The 17,783-nt window shown below is 70.7% G+C and carries 13 protein-coding genes and 3 tRNA genes; 8 read left to right on the top strand and 8 right to left on the bottom strand.

The annotated features are described in order from the left end of the window. The first annotated feature begins 156 nt into the window (after positions 1-156). Entirely contained in the window at positions 157-354 is a 198-nt protein-coding gene (locus tag ABZS61_RS21300; protein ID WP_356423334.1) for a helix-turn-helix domain-containing protein, read from the top strand. Next, positions 354-1,628, top strand: coding sequence for a tyrosine-type recombinase/integrase (locus ABZS61_RS21295; protein WP_356423331.1), 1,275 nt, complete (start codon positions 354-356; stop codon positions 1,626-1,628). The genes ABZS61_RS21300 and ABZS61_RS21295 overlap by 1 nt, the downstream gene beginning before the upstream one ends. 81 nt (positions 1,629-1,709) lie before the next feature. On the opposite strand, the gene ABZS61_RS21290 is transcribed toward ABZS61_RS21295, so the two are convergent. Then, positions 1,710-1,782 (bottom strand) — tRNA-Arg (locus ABZS61_RS21290). Positions 1,783-1,986: 204 nt separating this feature from the next. Further along, positions 1,987-2,077 (bottom strand) — tRNA-Ser (locus ABZS61_RS21285). A gap of 295 nt (positions 2,078-2,372) precedes the next feature. Here ABZS61_RS21285 and ABZS61_RS21280 point away from each other — a divergent pair. Next, positions 2,373-2,843, top strand: a complete 471-nt coding sequence (locus tag ABZS61_RS21280; RefSeq protein ID WP_356423328.1) for an SSI family serine proteinase inhibitor — start codon at positions 2,373-2,375, stop codon at positions 2,841-2,843. Positions 2,844-3,100: 257 nt separating this feature from the next. Next, entirely contained in the window at positions 3,101-7,168 is a 4,068-nt protein-coding gene (locus ABZS61_RS21275; protein ID WP_356423325.1) for a PAS domain-containing protein, read from the top strand. Positions 7,169-7,262: 94 nt separating this feature from the next. Here the strand turns inward: ABZS61_RS21275 and ABZS61_RS21270 are convergent, their stop codons facing one another. The 3 genes from ABZS61_RS21270 to ABZS61_RS21260 all read right to left on the bottom strand — a co-directional run bounded on the left by ABZS61_RS21270 (position 7,263) and on the right by ABZS61_RS21260 (position 10,183). Then, the gene (locus ABZS61_RS21270) at positions 7,263-8,909 is read right to left on the bottom strand and encodes a long-chain fatty acid--CoA ligase (RefSeq protein ID WP_356423716.1); all 1,647 of its coding nucleotides are present in this window, start codon (positions 8,907-8,909) and stop codon (positions 7,263-7,265) included. A gap of 138 nt (positions 8,910-9,047) precedes the next feature. Continuing rightward, entirely contained in the window at positions 9,048-9,602 is a 555-nt protein-coding gene (locus ABZS61_RS21265; RefSeq protein ID WP_356423322.1) for a SigE family RNA polymerase sigma factor, read from the bottom strand. 269 nt (positions 9,603-9,871) lie between these two features. After that, positions 9,872-10,183, bottom strand: coding sequence for a hypothetical protein (locus ABZS61_RS21260; protein WP_356423319.1), 312 nt, complete (start codon positions 10,181-10,183; stop codon positions 9,872-9,874). A gap of 296 nt (positions 10,184-10,479) precedes the next feature. Here ABZS61_RS21260 and ABZS61_RS21255 point away from each other — a divergent pair, with 296 nt between their 5' ends. After that, positions 10,480-11,364: a bifunctional DNA primase/polymerase gene (locus tag ABZS61_RS21255; protein ID WP_356423316.1), complete on the top strand. Its 885-nt coding sequence runs from the start codon at positions 10,480-10,482 to the stop codon at positions 11,362-11,364. A gap of 811 nt (positions 11,365-12,175) precedes the next feature. Here the strand turns inward: ABZS61_RS21255 and ABZS61_RS21250 are convergent. The 3 genes from ABZS61_RS21250 to ABZS61_RS21240 form a co-directional block, all read right to left on the bottom strand. Beyond that, on the bottom strand, positions 12,176-12,481 hold the full coding sequence (locus ABZS61_RS21250; RefSeq protein WP_356423313.1) for a hypothetical protein: 306 nt from the start codon (positions 12,479-12,481) through the stop codon (positions 12,176-12,178). 190 nt (positions 12,482-12,671) lie between these two features. After that, positions 12,672-12,758, bottom strand: a tRNA-Ser gene (locus ABZS61_RS21245). A 198-nt stretch (positions 12,759-12,956) separates the two neighbouring features. After that, positions 12,957-14,456 (bottom strand): trypsin-like peptidase domain-containing protein, encoded by a 1,500-nt coding sequence (locus tag ABZS61_RS21240; protein ID WP_356423310.1) that lies wholly within the window; start codon positions 14,454-14,456, stop codon positions 12,957-12,959. Positions 14,457-14,653: 197 nt separating this feature from the next. On the opposite strand from ABZS61_RS21240, the gene ABZS61_RS21235 reads away from it, so the two are divergent. The 3 genes from ABZS61_RS21235 to ABZS61_RS21225 all read left to right on the top strand — a co-directional run bounded on the left by ABZS61_RS21235 (position 14,654) and on the right by ABZS61_RS21225 (position 17,256). After that, complete coding sequence (locus tag ABZS61_RS21235; RefSeq protein WP_356423307.1) at positions 14,654-15,481, top strand: glycerophosphodiester phosphodiesterase; 828 nt, start codon at positions 14,654-14,656, stop codon at positions 15,479-15,481. Positions 15,482-15,534: 53 nt separating this feature from the next. Beyond that, positions 15,535-16,128 (top strand): ATP-binding protein, encoded by a 594-nt coding sequence (locus ABZS61_RS21230; RefSeq protein WP_356423303.1) that lies wholly within the window; start codon positions 15,535-15,537, stop codon positions 16,126-16,128. Between the two features lie 162 nt (positions 16,129-16,290). Further along, positions 16,291-17,256: a DUF5926 family protein gene (locus ABZS61_RS21225; protein WP_356423300.1), complete on the top strand. Its 966-nt coding sequence runs from the start codon at positions 16,291-16,293 to the stop codon at positions 17,254-17,256. The last annotated feature ends 527 nt before the right edge of the window (positions 17,257-17,783 follow it).

Below are 17,783 nucleotides of genomic sequence, written 5' to 3'. Positions count from 1 at the left end.
GCGGTAGCGGCAACCGGTCTCGGTTGCCGCTACCCATCCGCTACCGCTACCCCTTCCCGCTACCTCGAACAGGCCCCTGACCTGTGAGGTAGCGGCGGTAGCGGAAGTAGCGCCCCTCAGAGGTACGCCCCAGGACCATCCCGGAGGAGCCCCCGCATGACCACCGCCATGCCCGCCAGTCACGAAGCGCTCAAGGTCCCTGAAGTCATGGCGGCGCTTCGTCTCAGCCGTAGCAAGGTCTACGACCTCATTCGCTCCAAGCAGCTCCCGAGCTTCACTGCCGGCCGGGCGCGACGCATCCCGGTCGACGCCGTCCGCGCGTACATGCGCAACCAGATGGAGGAGGCCGCCTGATGGCCAAACGACGCGCCAACGGCGAAGGAACGATCACCAAGCGCACCGACGGGCGCTACCACGCCGCCGCCTACGTCTACCGACCGGACGGGACGCGGACGCGCAAATTCGTCTACGGCAAGACCCGCGAGGAAGTCGCCGACAAGCTGACCGAGCTGCAGGAGAAGACGCGTCAGGGCATCCCGGCCGCGTCCTCCACGATGGGGTTCGGCGACTACCTGACCTACTGGCTCGCCGCCATCGCGCCGGAACGACTCAAGCCCGCCACGCTCAACAGCTATGAGGGCCTGACCAGGCTCTACATTCGGCCGGCACTCGGCAAGAAGCGGCTCAACCGGCTCTCGCCTGCTGACGTGCGCCGGTTCCTGACCGAGTTCAAGGGCTCCTGCCTCTGCTGTCTGCGACGCGCCGACCACGAGCGCCCGGAAGGCAAGCGCGGCTGCTGCGCCGTAGGCAAGTGCTGCAAGCGGCTTCCGTCCGCTCGGACCGTCCAGTACGTGCACGCCGTCCTGCGGTCAGCCCTGCAGCAGGCGATGCGCGAAGAGCTGATCGCCCGGAACGTCGCACGCATCGTCGAGACACCGACCGTCACACGCAAGGAGGTGCACCCCCTGGACGGCGCCGAAGTCCGCATCCTGCTCAAGACCGCACGCACGCACCGGCTGTACGCACTGTGGCTGCTGCTCGTGTCGACCGGCCTCAGGCGCGGGGAGGCTCTCGCCCTCACCTGGTCGGACGTTGACCTCACGAGCCGACAGCTCCGGGTACGCCGGAACGTACAGCGCATCCGGCGAGAACTGATCTTCGGGACGCCGAAGACCACACGATCGATCCGCACCGTGTCCTTGCCACGGCACCTCGTGCGAGCGCTCGCCGACCACCGCGAGCAGCAAGAGCGCGGACGCGAGGTCGCGGGGAAGAAATGGCAGCCGACGCCGGGGCAGCCTGACGGGCTCATCTTCACCACGCAGACAGGCAGGGTCATCGACCCTCGCAGCCTGAACCGGACCCTCACGATCCTGTGCAGGGACGCGAACGTACGGCGCGTCAGGGTCCACGACCTGCGGCACACCTGCGCTTCGCTGCTGCTGGCCCAAGGGGTCGACGCCCGCACGATCATGGAGACGCTCGGCCACAGCACCATCACCATGACCCTCGACACCTACGCGCACGTGATGGACACGACGCTGCGGGCGGCTGCGGAGCGCATGGACGACGCACTGAATCTCGATGACCCCGACGACGGGTCGGAGGAGGAAGCGTCGGACGACTGAGAGCGCCCCTCCGGGCGCGTTGATGTCACCCGCTGATGTCAAAGGCCCCCTGGACGATGTCCAGGGGGCCTTTGAGCTGTGTGCACTCGGCAGGATTCGAACCTGCAACCTTCTGATCCGTAGTCAGATGCTCTATCCGTTAAGCTACGAGTGCTTGGCGTTCCGGGCTTTTCTGCCTGGTCGGCGTTGCGGGAACAACATTACATGACCTGCGCCGTCACGCGAAATCCATTAGCCATACCGCTTCTGACCTGCGAAAACACCGTCCTGGAGCAGATCTGCGGCCCGCCCGTGGGACATCTCCGGTCCCGTACACGACCGAAGCCCCGCACCAGAGGTGCGGGGCTTCGGGATCTTGCGGAGGCGGAGGGATTTGAACCCTCGATGGGCTTTAAGACCCAAACCGCATTAGCAGTGCGGCGCCATAGACCGGACTAGGCGACGCCTCCAGCACACCCCGCGCGAGCGCGAGTGGTGCGTGCAGATGATGACACAGTCGAGCGCGCTGTCACCAATCGCCGCCCACGGTACTAGGCAGGCGGGCGGCGAGGCAAAGCGCCCGGCAGCGCGGCGATCCGGTCGGCCCCCCAGGAGTTGCGCAACGTGCGGACGCGCGGAGCGTTAGAGATGGCGAGGGCTCCGCCCTCTGTCCGCCACGTCCTTCTGCCCGACACGCGCATCCACCCGGCGTGCACCGGAGCAGCCCGGTGCGCCCCCCGGTGCGCCAGAACAACAGGAGCCCGCATGCTGCGCCGTCTCACCCTCACCGCCGTCGCGTCCTTCGCCGCACTGTCGGCCGCCGCTCCCGCCGCAACGGCCGTCACCCCTCTCCTGCCGCTGCCCCCGCTCCCCGTTCTCCAGGGGGACTGGGTGGACGGGCAGGACACGCGGACCCGGCTCACGGTGACGGTCTCGGAGTCGGGCAATCCGACGGCCGACGGAACGTTCGAGCTGGAGTGCGATCCGGTGGGCGGCACCCACCCCACTGCTCAGCGCGCCTGCGACCTGCTGGCGGACGCCGTGGAGTCGGGCGACAACCCCTTCGTACCGACGGACCGGAACGCCATGTGTACGCAGCAGGCAGGCGGGCCGGCCGCCGCCCGGGTCCAGGGGACCTGGCAGGGGGAGAACATCGACGCGCGGTTCAGCCGGGCCAACGGCTGCGAGATCTCGCGCTGGAACAACCTTGTGCCGGTGCTCCCGTCCGCCAGGTAACAGGCTCTGCGGGGCGCGTGCGGCGCCTCCTGCCGGGGCCACCGGTGCGCGTCGCCGCACGTCACAGGGGGCGCCCGCGGTCCTGACATGGACCACCGGCGTACACCGTGTGCACAGAACCTTGGTGAGAGCTCCCCCTCATCCGCCGCCCCATGTGCCCTCGGTGCCTTTAGACTCCTTTCGTGACAGCCTGAGGCCCGAGGGGCAGGATGGGGCCCGCTGTCGGCAAGGTGCGGTATTCAGGGAGGAAGCGTCTCGTGAGCAGCAGGCCATCCCGAGGCGCTGCTCGCCTCGCAGCCATACTCGACGCCCTCCCGGACGGGCTCCTGCTCGTCAACTGCAACGGCACGGTCGTCAACGCCAACACCATCGCCCTCGAGATGTTCGAGACCCCGGGCACCGCGCTCGTGGGGCGCGGACTGCTCGATCTGCTTCCGGAGTTCGACTCCAGGCTGATTCCGGGGTCGATGCGCAGGCCGGAGACTGCGGACGAGCAGGGCAGGACCAAGCCGACGCGGATGACGGCGCGCCGGACCGACGGCACCGAGTACCCGGTCGAGGTCACCAGCGCGAGCCTCGACAGCGGCCAGGCCGGATACAACGACATCCACTCCAACTTCACCGGCGACGAGCTGCTCATGCTCGTCGTACGGGATCTTTCGGGCACCGTCGACACCGAGGCCGAGCTGGCCCGTTCGCAGCGCCAGACCGAAATGATCCTGCGGGCCGCTTCCGAGGGCGTCGTCGGTACGGACACGGACGGCCGGGTCGTCCTCGTCAACCCCGCCGCCGCCCAGATCCTCGGCTTCCGCGCCAGCGACCTCGGCGGCAAGGAACTGCACCCGCTGATCCTGCACTCGCGTGCGGAGGGCGACCCGTTCCCGTACGAGGAGTCCCCGCTCGCCGACACGCTCAAGTCCGGCCGCAAGCACCGGGTGCGCGGCCAGGTCCTCTGGTCCAAGAGCGGCGCGCAGGTGCCGGTCGACCTCACGACGGCGCCCGTGCGCGACGGGGACCAGCTGGTCGGCGCGGTGATGACCTTCACCGACCGCAGGCCCTACGAGGAACTGACGGAACAGCACACGGACGAGGTCACCGGGCTGACCGAACGGCATGCCGCCGAGGTCGCCGAGCTCACCGAGAGCCACCGTGCCGAGGTCGCCGGACTGACCGAACGCCACGCGGCCGAGCTGGCCGACCGGACCGAGCGCTACGCCTCCGAGCTGGAGGAACAGGCCGATCAGCTCTCCGAGCTGGGCGAGCGGCACACCCAGCTGACGGCGGTGCTCGGCGAATCCCTGCGCGGCCCGCTGGAGGAGCTGCGCGGCGAGCTCTCGATGCTCGCCGCCGACCCGGCGGGCCAGCTGTGGCCCGAGGCCAACCAGATCCTGCACCACCTCGCCGCGGGCTACGCCCGGATGACGACGCTCGTCGACAACGTGCTGAGCTACCAGCGTCTGGACGGCGGTGTGGAGGCGCTGGTCAAACAGACGGTGCTGCTCGACTCGGTGGTGACGGCCGGTATCGACGGTGCGGTCGAGCTGATCGGCCCCGGCCGGGCGCAGTTCGCGGTGCACGCGCCGCCGATCGAGGCCGAGGTCGACCCGGGCCGGCTGATCACGGCGCTCGCCCACCTGGTCGCTGATGTCGCGGGCGTCGACTCGACCGGCAAGGCCCGGCTGGTTCCGGGCGGCGGTTACGTCGACTCGACGGTGGTCGTGGCCGCGGCGCAGCGCGGTGACGTCGTACGGATCGAGGTGCGCGGGCCGTTCGCCGGGGGAGACCCCGTGCACGTGCCGATCGTGCGCGGGATCGTGCGGGCCCACGGCGGTGTGCTCCAGACGCACGAGATGGCCGGAATGAGCGGAAGTGCGTACGTCCTGGAGGTGCCGCTCGGCGCGGGCTCCGGGACGCTTGCGCCCCCGCCGGTGCCGGTGCCGGTGCCCGAGGAGGCGCTGCCGGAAGCTGCCCCCCAGCCCGCGACCGACGGTGCGGGTGGCAGCCGGCGCAGGGCCAGGAGGGCGTCGACGGACGCGTTCCTGGAGAGCCCCGTGGACGTCGCGGCGGCCGAGACCGGGGAGGCCGCGGCGGGCGAGCCGACGGGGCGGCGCAGGGCGCGTCGCGGACCGGCAGCGCCACAGGAGCAGCAGGAACAGGAAGCGATCGCGCCCCAGCAGGGCGGGGGCTCCGGGCGCAGGCGCGGGCGGCCCAGTCCTGCGGAGGCGGAGGCTCAGGCGGACCGGCCCCGGGAGGCACTGGCTCTCCCGGCACCCTCCCCTGCCTCCGCGGCTCCCCCGGCTCCCTCCGAAGGCTCCGTGGTGACGGCGGCCGAGGGCGCGCAGGGCGGGGGTGGCCGGCCGCAGCGCGGACAGACCGTACCTCCGCAGGGTGTGCCGCAGGAGGCCCCGGGCAGGCAGACGCGTCCCGGCGGCGGGAACCAGCGCGCTCTTCCGGCCCTCGCGTCGGCCGACGCCGGACCCCAGCAGTCCCACCAGGGTCAGGCACAGGGACAGCAGGCACAGCAGACCGGTGGGCGACGGGCCCGGCGGGCGCTCTCGGCTGCGCCGGAGCACTCCGCTCCGGCCGAGCCCGCACAGCCGCGTACCGCGTTCGCGCTGCCTCCCGCCGATGCGGACCGGGTCCCGCCGGTCGCGCAGGGCGGGCCGTCCGGGCCGCTGCCGGAGCGCCACGACGCCGTACGGAGCACACCGGACGCGGACCACACACCGCCGCAGGCGCACCCCGTGCCGTCGGGTCGCCGCAGGGCGCGCGCCGCCGATGTGCAGGAGCAGCCGGGCCGGCCGGACCAAAGCGGCCCCGGGCAGCCCCTGCCGGCCGTCCCCCCGCAGCCCGACTGGTCGCAGTCCGGCACCTCGGGACAGGGCCTGGCCGCGCTGGATGCGCACGACGACGCTGCCGATGTTCCCGTCGAAGCTCCCGAATCCTGGGTGGGCCCCGACAGCACCACGCACACCACGGGCACCATCGCCGCTCCCCCCGCGTCCGGGGCCCTCTCCGGGCCCGGGGCCGCAGCCACGTCCGTACCGGCGCCCCATCCGGCAGCCGGCGACGCGGACGTCCCCGCGCCGGAGGCGCAGGGCCCCGCAGGCGCGCCCGTGGCCGCGCAGGTCCCCGAACCGGACGCGCGGCGCCAGCCGCTGCCCGCCGAGGCGCCGTCGCCCGTGTCGTCGGACTCGACGCAGGGCCGCGCGTTCAGCGTGCGGACGCTGGGCCAGGGTGTGCCGTTCGCGCAGCACCTCGCGCACCAGCAGAACCAGACGCTCGGCGGTGCCGGACGCCGTCGTAAGCTCGCCGCCCCTCCGGAGGCCGAGCACCCGGCGCTGCCCGCGGCGCCGCAGCCCGCCCCGGCTCCTGTGGCTCCGGCCCGGCCCGGCTCCGCGGGCGCGCCTGCGGGTGCCGCACCGGGCGGCACCACCCAGGGTTCCGGATCGGGTCAGTTGCTGTCCCCTCCCGCTGCAGAGGGGCGCTCGTACGCCATAGGTGCTCCGGACGAGGGCGCCGAAGGGCCGGAGCCGCTGGACGGACCCGGTGGCGCGGTCGAGGTGGCCAACCGGCCCCAGCCGCTCCACGTCGACGACGAGCTGCCCCCCGAGCCGCTGGACAACCCGCGACGGCTGCTCGTCTGGCCCGCCCCGGACGTCTCCACCCAACAGGCCCTCAGCGACCGCGGCTACCGTCCGGTGATCGTGCACTCCCGCGAGGAGGTCGACGCCCAGATCGCGGCGTTCCCGGCCGCGCTGTTCGTCGACCCGCTGACCGGTCCGATCACCCGTACGGCTCTGCAGTCGCTGCGTCAGGCGGCCGTGGCCGCAGAGGTTCCGGTGCTGGTGACGGCCGGTCTGGGGCAGGCGACCAGGGAGGCCGCGTACGGTGCCGACCCCGCCGTGCTCCTCAAGGCCCTCGCCCCGCGCGACAGTGACCAGCATCCGCCGCGGGTGCTGGTGATCGACGAGCACGAGGAGATCGCGCTGGCGCTCACGGAGACGCTGGAGCGCCGTGGCATGCAGGTCGCGCGGGCGTCGGGCGACAGCGAGGCGGTCGAACTCGCCACGCGGATGCGGCCGAACCTGGTGGTGATGGACCTGATGCAGGTACGTCGCCGGCGTGCCGGGATCATCGACTGGCTGCGCGCGAACGGCCAGTTGAACCGCACGCCGCTGGTCGTCTACACCTCCGGCATGGACGAGGCGGATCTGCCGCGGCTCGGTTCGGGCGAGACGGTTCTGTTCCTGGCCGAGCGCTCCACGAGCGACGAGGTGCAGTCCCGCATCGTGGATCTGCTGGCGAAGATAGGGACCAACTGACGGTCGGCCTCGGAAGAGGCCGGCGGACGGACGCGTAGGACGAGGGCGGTACGGGAAGACCCGTACCGCCCTCGCTGGTGTCCGGCGTTCCGGCTCAGAGCTGGGTGACGTCCAGCTCACCGTCCGCGTACTGCTTGCGGATCACCTTCTTGTCGAACTTGCCCACGCTCGTCTTCGGCACCGCCGGAATGATCGACCAGCGCTCCGGGAGCTGCCACTTGGCGACGGACTGGGCGAGGAAGGTCCTGAGCGCCGCGTAGTCGGCCGTGGCACCCTCCTTCAGGACGACCGTGGCGAGGGGGCGCTCACCCCACTTGTCGTCGGGGACCGCGACGACCGCGGCCTCCGCCACGTCGGGGTGCGCCATGATCGCGTTCTCCAGGTCGACGCTGGAGATCCACTCCCCGCCGGACTTGATGACGTCCTTGGCGCGGTCGGTGAGCGTGAGGAAGCCGTCGGAGCTGATCACACCGACGTCGCCGGTCTTCAGCCAGCCGTCCTCACTGAACTTGTCCTCGGGGCGCAGGTCCTCGCCGTTCGCACCGCCGTAGTACGAGCCGGCGATCCAGGGACCGCGGACTTCCAGTTCACCCGCGGACTCTCCGTCCCAGGGCAGGTGCTCGCCGCCCGGGCCGACCAGGCGCCCCTCGACCCCGGCCGGGAAACGGCCCTGGGTGATGCGGTACGGCCACTCCTGCTCGGCCGTCAGTCCGGCGGGCGGGTTGGCCATGGTGCCGAGCGGTGAGGTCTCCGTCATTCCCCAGGCGTGGCAGAGGCGGACGCCCAGCTTGTCGTAGGCCTCCATCAGGGAGGGTGGACAGGCGGCGCCGCCGATGGTGACGCGGGCCATGGAGGTGAGGTCACGCGGTTTCGCGGTGACCTCGGCCAGCAGGCCCTGCCAGATCGTGGGAACGGCGGCCGCGTGGGTCGGCCTCTCCTGCTCGATCATGTCGGCGAGCGGAGCCGGCTGGAGGAAACGGTCGGGCATGAGCATGTTGACGCCGGTCATGAACGTCGCGTGCGGCAGCCCCCAGGCGTTCACATGGAACTGCGGGACGACCACCAGGGTCGTGTCCTTATCCGTCAGGCCCATCGACTCGGCCATGTTGACCTGCATGGAGTGCAGGTAGACGGACCGGTGGGAGTAGACGACGCCCTTGGGGTCCCCGGTGGTCCCGGAGGTGTAGCACATGGCGGCGGCCTGGCGTTCGTCCAGCTCGGGCCAGTCGTACGTGGTGGGGCGGCCGGCGATCAGGTCCTCGTACTCGTGTACCCGTGGCGCGATTCCCTCGAGCCCGGAGCGGTCGCCCGGCCCGGCGACGACCACGTGCTCGATGGACGGCAGGCGGGGGAGCAGCGGCACGAGGAGGGGCAGCAGCGAACCGTTGACGAGAACGACCTTGTCGTCCGCGTGGTTGACGATCCACACCAGCTGCTCGGCCGGCAGCCTGAGGTTCAGCGTGTGCAGCACGGCGCCCATGGAGGGAATCGCCAGGTACGCCTCCACGTGCTCCGCGTTGTTCCACATGAGGGTGGCGACGCGCTGGTCGCCATCGATGCCGAGTTCGTCGTGCAGGGCGTGGGCCAGTTGTGTGGCGCGCCTGCCGATCTCGGCGAAACTGCGCCGTTGCGGCTCTGGTTCGCCGGTCCAGGTCGTGACCTGTGACTTCCCATGGATGGTCATCCCATGCTTCAGGATGCGGGTCACAGTCAGCGGTACGTCCTGCATGGTGCTCAGCACGGCGTCCTCCCGGTGGGCGCTACGCGGCAGTAAGGTTGCGCTGATTCTGCTCACATACCACTTGGTATGTCACTACTTCCGGGAGTACGAATCGGTGTCGGTCGGCAAAATCGGGCTGTCACGGGCACGCTCCCGGCTTCACCGGACAGGATCGAGTCCCGGGTCCTCGCGGAGCTTCCCGAGCGCACGTGACACGGCGCTCTTGACCGTACCTATGGACACCCCGAGGACATCGGCCGTCTGGGCTTCGCTGAGATCCTCGTAGTACCGGAGGACGACCATGGCCCGCTGGCGGTCGGGGAGCTTCATCACGGCATGCCACATCGCGTCGTGCAGCACCTGCTGCTCGGCGGGGTCCGGCGCGGGAGCGGCCTCCTTCTCGGGCAGCTCCTCGCAGGCGAACTCGTCGACCTTGCGCTTGCGCCACTGAGAGGTGCGGGTGTTCACCAGGGCCCGGCGGACGTATCCGTCGAGTGCCCGGTGGTCCTCGATCCGCTCCCAGGCGACGTACGTCTTGGTGAGAGCGGTCTGCAGCAGATCCTCGGCATCGCTCGGGTTCGCGGTGAGGGAGCGGGCGGTACGCAGCAGTACGGGGCCCCGTGCCCGTACGTACGACGAGAACGACGTGTAACGCGGGTGTCCGGCGGAAGCAGCGACTGCCCTGGAGGCGCCGGTGCAGACTGGCGTGGTCATGTCTCCACGCTAGGAGCGGGCACCGTCGAGGGGATCGGCCCCAGGTCCCGAAGCGGCGTCCGCCTCAGGTTGTAGGGGTGGGGCAGGCTCCACCTCCTGAAGGTGGAGGGACCGCCGGCCACCCTCAGGGTCCTCACCCCGAGGAAGGGCCGCGCGGGCGCCCCGCCCGGACGGACGGACAGCGGTCTGCGGGGCGCACCGGAGTGCCGCCCCGCAGACCGCTGCTCAGCCAGCCGGGTGTCGACCCCCCGGCACCCTCGGCCGGGCGCTCACCAGAGCGGCGAGAAGTTGACCGCGACGATGTCCGTGGACTGGTCGATCGCGGTGAAGGCCGATCCGCTCACCTGGGCCGAATTGCTGTGGTTCGATGCGCCGGAGCCGACGGCCTGCTGCAGCGAGGTCGATGAATTGCCGGAGTTGTTCCCTCCGACTCCGGCGGACCCGATCGTCGCCACCGCCGCGTTCGAGCCGTCGCTCGCGAACGAGCCGTTGTCGGCGACCGCGACACCGCCGAACAGTGCGGCAGCGAGAGGCAGGGCGGCAACGGCGGCGAGGGCGCGGGCGGTACGGGTGCTTGCCATGTCAATTCCTCCAGGGACTGGAAGTACGGCTTGGTACGGCTGGTTCCGAAGCAGTTGGCCGACCGCCTCGGTGCTGGTCACGACGTCGCGAGACGAAAGTTGCCCAGCGAATCCATGGCGAACCACCCACGGTTCCCGATTCCCCCGCAAGCATGAGTAACACCCGATAAACCTCGCGCACACCCTCAAGTCGTCACACACTCCCACCCCGCGCACCGCACAGGAAGAAGCGTTCCGCCGGCCCGCACGCCTTTTACCCCCTTCCCTTCTTCGAACATCTGTACGAACATAGAGCCATGGCCATCATCGACCGGCAGACCGCCACCCTGGCCCTGGCGCACGCGCTCTCCGCCGCCGAACGCGGGCTCCCCGTCTTCCCCCTGTCCGCGACCAAGCTCCCCGCACTGCGCTCCCCGCATCACGGCGAGGACCCTCCCGTACGCTGCCGGGGCGCCTGCGGACTGCCCGGTCACGGCGTCCACGACGCCACGACCGACCCGGCCGCGGTGCGGGCGCTCTTCGCCGCCGCGCCCCGGGCCACCGGATACGGAATCGCCTGCGGACGGCCTCCCCACCGCCTCATCGGCATCGACCTGGACATCGACGGGGCGCACGGCAACGACTCCGTGGCCGCACTCCAGCAGATCGCCCTCCAGCACCTGTTCACCATCCCGGCCACGGTGACGGTGCTGACCCCCAGCGGTGGCCGCCACCTGTGGCTGACAGGACCGTCCGGCAGCACCGTGCCCAACTCCGCGAGCCGCCTCGCCGCGGGCATCGACGTCCGCGGCAGCGGCGGCTATCTGGTCGGACCCGGCTCGGTCACCGCCCACGGCAGGTACCGGCTCGCCCCCGGCACGGCCCACCTCTCGCCCGCCCCGTGCCCACGCGCCCTCCTGCGCCTACTCACGCCCCCCGCGCGCCCCCACCACGTCACGAGCCGCCCTTCCCGCGCCGGCCAGGGACAGGGCCTCGTCCAGTTCGTGCTCGCCGCCCACGAGGGCCAGCGCAACACCCGCCTCTTCTGGGCGGCGTGCCGCGCCTACGAACACGGCTTCGGCGACGCGCTCGCGGACGCCCTGACCGACGCCGCGGTCCGCACAGGCCTCTCCGAACAGGAGGCCCGCGCGGCGATCGCCTCAGCGGCCCGCCTGACATCGGAACGCCCTGAAAGCCTCTGACCCCAGCCACACGCCCCATTCACACCCGCCGGACAGGGAACTGACGGGGCACCACCGCGGCTGACGCACCGTTCATGCCCGCTCGTCACCGGTGGGGCGCGTCCGGGCCCCACCCGAGTCATCGGTGCGGTCGCCACGTCTCGGCCGCGCTCCGCGCCCCCGCTACCCTTCCGCCATGAACTGTCCGGTTTGCGGCTATTACCGGCGGCCCTGCTGGTCGGGACGGCACTGAGCGGCTGTTCCCTGATCTCCTCCTTCACGACGTGCGAGGGCACCGGCGCCGCTGTCGCGAAGCTCGACGAGCTGCCGGCGCCGGCGCTGCGCCCGCCGCGGGCCACACCCCCTCGGGGACGGGACGGGGCCGACGGCGTACTGCATCGACAGCGGGGACGCGGGACTGACCGCGCAACGGCTCTACGCGTACGACGGGAGCCGTGCGGAGGCGCTGGAGTACTACCGCCGGGCCGCTCCGGCCGCGGGCCGGCGACCGGTGGGCAACCTCGACACGGAAGGGAACCTGCGGCTCTCCATCTTCTGCTTCGAGTCCAAGGAGCACCCGAGCGTCACGCTCGCCTTCGAGTCCCCGGAATACCTCCGCGAGATCTACGGAGTGGACGCTTCGAGACGTAGCCCGTGGCGGCTGGGGCGGTCGGCTCCACGGCTTTACGTAGCCACCATTTGGCGAGCCTCGAAGATCATGGCCCCGATCGGGCAATTGCGGGCAGGTCAGGAGACTGCCCGATTCACGGCGAGCGTAGGAGCCATGAGCTCTCGCCCCTTGGCAGCTCCAGCCCCAAGCCGCTGCGCCGACCTACTCCTGAATCGGCAGGTCGGGATGGGTGAACACAAAGATCATGTACGCGACTGCCGCCACCGTCCCTATGGACGAGAGGGCCAGGCCGGTCACAGACGGACCACGACCCGCGCTTTGACGCGAGGCAGCGCGGTATTCGATGGAACCCCGGACAAGACCTGCAAGGCCGAGCGGCAGGGCCATCAGCCAGACGAGCATCCAGAACGGGCAGCAGAACCAGAAGGCAACGGATGCCCCGCCGAAGACGACGGACAGACTCATCTGCCCTGATCGGTAACCAGTCGGGGCATCGGTGTGCGTCACGAGCTGATCAAAGCAGCAGAGAGGTGTGACCAAACAGCCGCCCCGTGGCGTGCACCGCGCCGTGGCGTGCACCGCGCAGTGCCCCTCCCGTGCCCGAACAGACGGGGAACCACGGGGACATGGGGCGATCACAGTGAGCGGTATTGCGAACGGCCCCGACCAAGATTGCTGGTCAGAGGCCGTTCACCTGCGGTGGGTGTGGGATTTGAACCCACGGTGACATCGCTGCCACGACGGTTTTCAAGACCGTTCCCTTAGGCCGCTCGGGCAACCCACCCTCGCCCCGCCCACCTGCAGCGGAGCGCCTACAGCGTACCGGGTCACTGATCCTCCCGGGCAACCCCGGCATGAGGTGGGCCACAAGCCTGTTGCCGGCCGCAGCTGCTGTCGCGTCACTACGGCCCCACGCGGGGGAGGGGCTGCCGAAGATTTCGGCGGCCCCTCCCCTGCGCAGCGTTCGGACTGTCTCAGCCGGTCAGCTGTCGCCCTTGCGCTCGCCCAGGACGAGTTCGGCCGTTGCCGTCTTGCCGTCGCGCTTGTAGGTGAGCGTGACCTTGTCGCCCGGCTTGTGGGTCCAGATCTCGCCGATCAGGGTCGGCCCGCTCTCGACCACCGTGTCGTTGAACTTCGTGATCACGTCGCCGGCCTTCAAACCGGCCTTGGCCGCAGGCCCGTTAGGCGTGACGGCGGGGGTGCCTGCCGCACCCTGGTCCGAGATCGTGGCGCCGCCGGTCTTCTCCTCCATCGTGACCGTCGCGCCGATCACCGGGTAGACCGGCTGCCCGGTCTTGATCAGCTGTTCGGCGACGTTCTTCGCCTGGTTGACGGGGATGGCGAAGCCGAGGCCGATGGAGCCCGCCTGGGACTGGCCCGCGCCGCCCCCGGTGGTCGACTGGATGGCGGAGTTGATGCCGATGACCGCACCGCCCGCGTCCAGGAGCGGACCGCCGGAGTTGCCCGGGTTGATCGAGGCGTCGGTCTGCAGGGCGCTCATGTACGAGTTCTTGTTGCTGGAACCGTCGCCGGACGCGACCGGACGGTTCTTGGCGCTGATGATGCCGGTGGTGACCGTGTTGGACAGACCGAACGGCGCGCCGATCGCGATCGTCGAATCGCCCACCGCGACCTTCTCGGAGTCACCGAGGGGCAGCGGGGTCAGTCCGTCCGGCGCGTTCTTCAGCTTCAGGACGGCCACGTCGTAACCCTGTGCCCGGCCGACCACTTCGGCGTCGTACTTCTTGCCGTCGGAGAACGTCGCCGTCAGCTGGCCGTTGTCCGCCGCGGAGGCCACCACGTGGTTGTTCGTGAGGATGTGGCCCTCCTTGTCGTACACGAAGCCGGTGCCCGTGCCGCCCTCGCCGTCGCCGGACTGCGCGTCGATGGTGACCACGCTGGGCAGCGCGTTCGCCGCGACGCCCGCGACCGTGCCCGCCTCGCGCTTGAAGTCCTTGGGGCTGTTGGAGGCGGCCACCGTGGTCGATCCCGACGAGGAACCGGAGTCGTTGCTGTCGGCGGCCCAGTAGCCGAGGGCTCCGCCGACGCCGCCCGCGACGAGCGCGGCCGCCGCGACGGCCGCGATCAGACCGCTCGCGCGCCGCTTGCGGGGACCTTCCGGCTCCGCCGCGACCGGGGCGCCCCACACCGGGGTGCCGCCACCGTCCGCGTACGACGGGACGGCCGGAGGAGGCGGCGGCCAGGAGGCCGGACCGGCAGGGGGCTGCTGCGACGGCGGCTCATAGGGGTACTGCGGCTGTTCGCGCTGCAACAGGGACGGCTCGGGGTCGGACCGGTGCGCGGCGGCAGCCGGAATCTGAGCCGTCGGCGCGTCCGCGGGAGGGGCCGGGGTGGCCCCGGACGCCGGCATGCCGCCCGGCGGGGTGCCCTCGGGAGCGGCAGCCGGCACGGGAGGTGCGGACGGAACAGACGGTACGGACGGAACCGTGTTGCCCTCGTTGCCCTCGTTCTCGGTGCTCACAGCTCTTTACTCCTCGGTTCCACTCGGCATTCGGCAAGAGATCCGCTGTGCACGTGTCTGCGGTCAGCTTTTCCCACAGCACGTCAGGCCACTGTAAGCAGGACCTGTGCATCCGCACACCAATCTTTACATCAGGCAAAACGGTCCCCCGTGACAAGGTGCCCGCACCCGCCGCGTCACGGTGGCACCATGACGCGGTGACCCACGCACGGCAGCACAGCATGCCCCCTCCCATCCAGGTCATCGCCCACCGCGGGGCCTCGGACGACGCACCCGAGCACACACTGGCCGCCTACCGGAAGGCGATCGAGGACGGCGCCGACGCCTTGGAGTGCGACGTCCGCCTCACCGCGGACGGACAGCTCGTCTGTGTGCACGACCGCAGGGTGAACCGCACCTCCAACGGGCGCGGTGCGGTCTCCGCCCTGGAACTCGCCGACCTCGCCGCACTCGACTTCGGCTCGTGGAAGGACCACGAGGAGTCCCCGGACTGGGATCCGGTGCCGGGTGAGCTCACCTCCGTACTCACGCTGGAACGGCTCCTCGAGCTGGTCAGCGAGGTACGGGCCACCGGGCGGCCGCTCCAGCTGGCCATCGAGACCAAGCACCCCACCCGCTGGGCCGGGCAGGTGGAGGAACGCCTCCTCCTGCTGCTCAAGCAGTTCGGCCTGGACAGTCCGCCGACGGGCGGCCCCTCCCCCGTACGCGTCATGAGCTTCTCCGCACGGTCCCTCTACCGCGTCCGCGCGGCGGCACCCACCCTGCCCACCGTCTTCCTGATGCAGTTCGTCTCGCCGCGACTGCGCGACGGGCGGCTTCCGGCCGGCGCCCGGATCGCCGGTCCCGGGATGCGGATCGTGCGCAGCAACCCCGGGTACATCGAGCGCCTGCACCGGGCAGGCCACCGCGTGCACGTATGGACGGTGAACGAGCCGGAGGACGTCGAGCTCTGCGTAAGCCTCGGCGTGGAAGCAATCATTACAAACCGCCCAAAGCAGGTCCTTTCGCAACTGGGCCGCTTTTAACATCAGTTACAGGGGGTACACCGGCGCATTCGCTCCGCAATCGATCGTTACGAGTGCATCACTGGCAGGGCTTTGGCCGGTTTCCGGTGAAGCCCAGGGGGGCATCCAATCCGTGGCGTGGGGAGAAGGAGGTCTCGGGGGTGACGTTGGTGGTGGCACAAGAGGTGCCCACGTCGTCGAGCATGGCCGTTCCTCATGGCCCTGCAGGCGTGGGGCAGGCACGGCACTGCATGCGTGAGCAGCTGCGCAGCAACGGGGTGTCGGACACGGTTGTCGACGATGCCGTATTGATCCTTTCCGAACTGCTCAGCAACGCCTGCCGTCACGGCAGGCCCCTGGGCCTGCACACAGAGGTCGGTGACGGCGATGTCCGCGCCGCATGGCGCGTCGACAGAACGGGCGGCCTGACGGTCGAGGTCACGGACGGGGGCGGCCCGACCAGGCCGATTCCGGCCACCCCGTCGGTCACCGCGCGCGGCGGACGAGGGCTCAACATCATCAGCGCCCTCGCCCAGGAGTGGGGCGTACGGGACGACACCTCGGGTGAGGTCACCGTATGGGCCCTGGTCTCCGCGGATCACGGGCTCGGCGCACTCGACGGTATGGACTTCGCCGACGCCTTCGACGCCTTCGACGACGCGGACTGAAGAGGCTCGGCAGGGGCGGCGCGGGCAGCAGCCGTCCGGACTCCGGGCGGAACTGCCGGCACGGGGCCGCGGCGGGCCCGGCAGCAGGTGTGACCCCGCGGTGGCGGGGGCGGCTAGGCTCGCGCCGGAGACCGCACCGTCACGATCGGGAGAACGCCCACCATGGCCAAGAAGCGCCCTCAGTCCAAGGCCGGGAAGCAGCAGCTCAAGGATGGTGAGATCCCGGTCGTCGGGGCCCGTGAGCCCTGCCCCTGCGGTTCGGGCCGCCGCTACAAGGCGTGTCACGGACGTGCCGCCGCCCAGGCCGTGACCGAGCTGGTCCAGCGCCCCTTCGAGGGACTTTCCGGGGAGTGCGACTGGATCGCCCTGCGCGAACTGGTGCCCGCCGCCACCGTCGAGCTGACGCTGAAGGGCGGTCTGCCCGAGGGCGTACCGTCCGTGACGCTCGCAACCGTGCTGCCGATGGCGTGGCCGGCTCTGCGCCGCGACGACGGTTCCGTCCTGCTCGCCCTGCAGAACGACACCTCCTCCGGCGACCTCAGCCGCGACCTCGCCGACACCCTGCAGCGGGCACTGGAGGCCGAGCCCGGTTCGCCGGTCGCCGCCCGCCGTGTGTCCGCCGAGGGCCCTCGGCTGCAGGACGTCCTCGACCCGAGCGCCGCGTTCGAGCCGGTTGTGCACTCAGGTTTCGAGTTCTGGGTCCCGGACGCGGAGAACGCCACCCCCGAGGTGTCGGCATCCCTGGAGCGCGCCAACGCCGCGGCGATCCCGACCACGCTGCTCTCCGGGGTGGACGCCGCGTACTGGTGCGAGACGCCGGAGAAGAACCACCTGCGCTGGGTCATGCCGCACCCGGAGGAGCAGCTCCTGGACGCGCTCGCGCGACTGCACGCGGCGGGCGCGTCCTCGCTCGGTGAGGGAACGAGGCTGGTCGGCTCGTTCCGGGCGCACGGGCTGATGGTCCCGGTCTGGGACCTCCCCTCCGCGATGGGTGCCGAGGAGTGCGAGAAGCCCGCGGCGAAGTTCGCGGAGCAGCTCGCCGAGGCTCTCGCGTCGGACGCCCCGCTCACCGGCGAGGAGCGGCGGGCACGTGGTGGGCTCACCAACCGCCAAGTGACGCTCAGCTGACAGTGATCACGCTGCGGACGGTTCGGTGACCCCGGTCACAACTCGTCGTACTCGCAAGTAAATTGCTGTCCGAATAGGCGAGATCGAATTTGCTCACAGCAGATCTCTTGTTACCGTTCTGGAAGCCCGGTCGCTGGTGCATCCCCCGTCGCCAGCGGCCGGGCGTCCGCATTTCCGGGCGGGACACGCGGAGGCGCACGCCGGAGCACCGGCGGAGTGGCCCCGCCACGGCACTCTGACCGCCCCCGATACCGGCGCCCCCTCCGCGCACGCGTTCCGCCGCCGGCCGCACGCCTCGGCCGTTGCACGCGGAGGGGTTCCGATACGCACACCGAAGGTCCGGGAACACCGGCGCGCGCCGTCTCCCCTCAGGGCTACGGGCGGTGACGGAGTGTTTGCTTTCGGACAGATGTCCGGCACCACCAGAGGCGTTGTACGCATGGGCGAGGGCTCGGCATGAGCATGTGCCCCTCGACTTCCACCCCGACTTCCGCACGACTTCCACCAGGACTTCCGCCCGACTTCCA

The sequence above is a fragment of the Streptomyces sp. NPDC005566 genome, assembly GCF_040605575.1.
GTDB lineage: Bacteria > Actinomycetota > Actinomycetes > Streptomycetales > Streptomycetaceae > Streptomyces.
This window is presented reverse-complemented; position numbering and strand designations above follow the sequence as displayed.

Excerpts from the sequence above, each read along its gene's own strand:
- ABZS61_RS21300 (WP_356423334.1), top strand. The coding sequence starts at position 157 with ATGACCACCGCCATGCCCGCCAGTCACGAAGCGCTCAAGGTCCCTGAA.
- ABZS61_RS21295 (WP_356423331.1), top strand. The coding sequence starts at position 354 with ATGGCCAAACGACGCGCCAACGGCGAAGGAACGATCACCAAGCGCACC.
- ABZS61_RS21280 (WP_356423328.1), top strand. The coding sequence starts at position 2,373 with ATGCTGCGCCGTCTCACCCTCACCGCCGTCGCGTCCTTCGCCGCACTG.
- ABZS61_RS21265 (WP_356423322.1), bottom strand. The coding sequence starts at position 9,602 with ATGACCACGCCAGTCTGCACCGGCGCCTCCAGGGCAGTCGCTGCTTCC.
- ABZS61_RS21260 (WP_356423319.1), bottom strand. The coding sequence starts at position 10,183 with ATGGCAAGCACCCGTACCGCCCGCGCCCTCGCCGCCGTTGCCGCCCTG.
- ABZS61_RS21255 (WP_356423316.1), top strand. The coding sequence starts at position 10,480 with ATGGCCATCATCGACCGGCAGACCGCCACCCTGGCCCTGGCGCACGCG.
- ABZS61_RS21225 (WP_356423300.1), top strand. The coding sequence starts at position 16,291 with ATGGCCAAGAAGCGCCCTCAGTCCAAGGCCGGGAAGCAGCAGCTCAAG.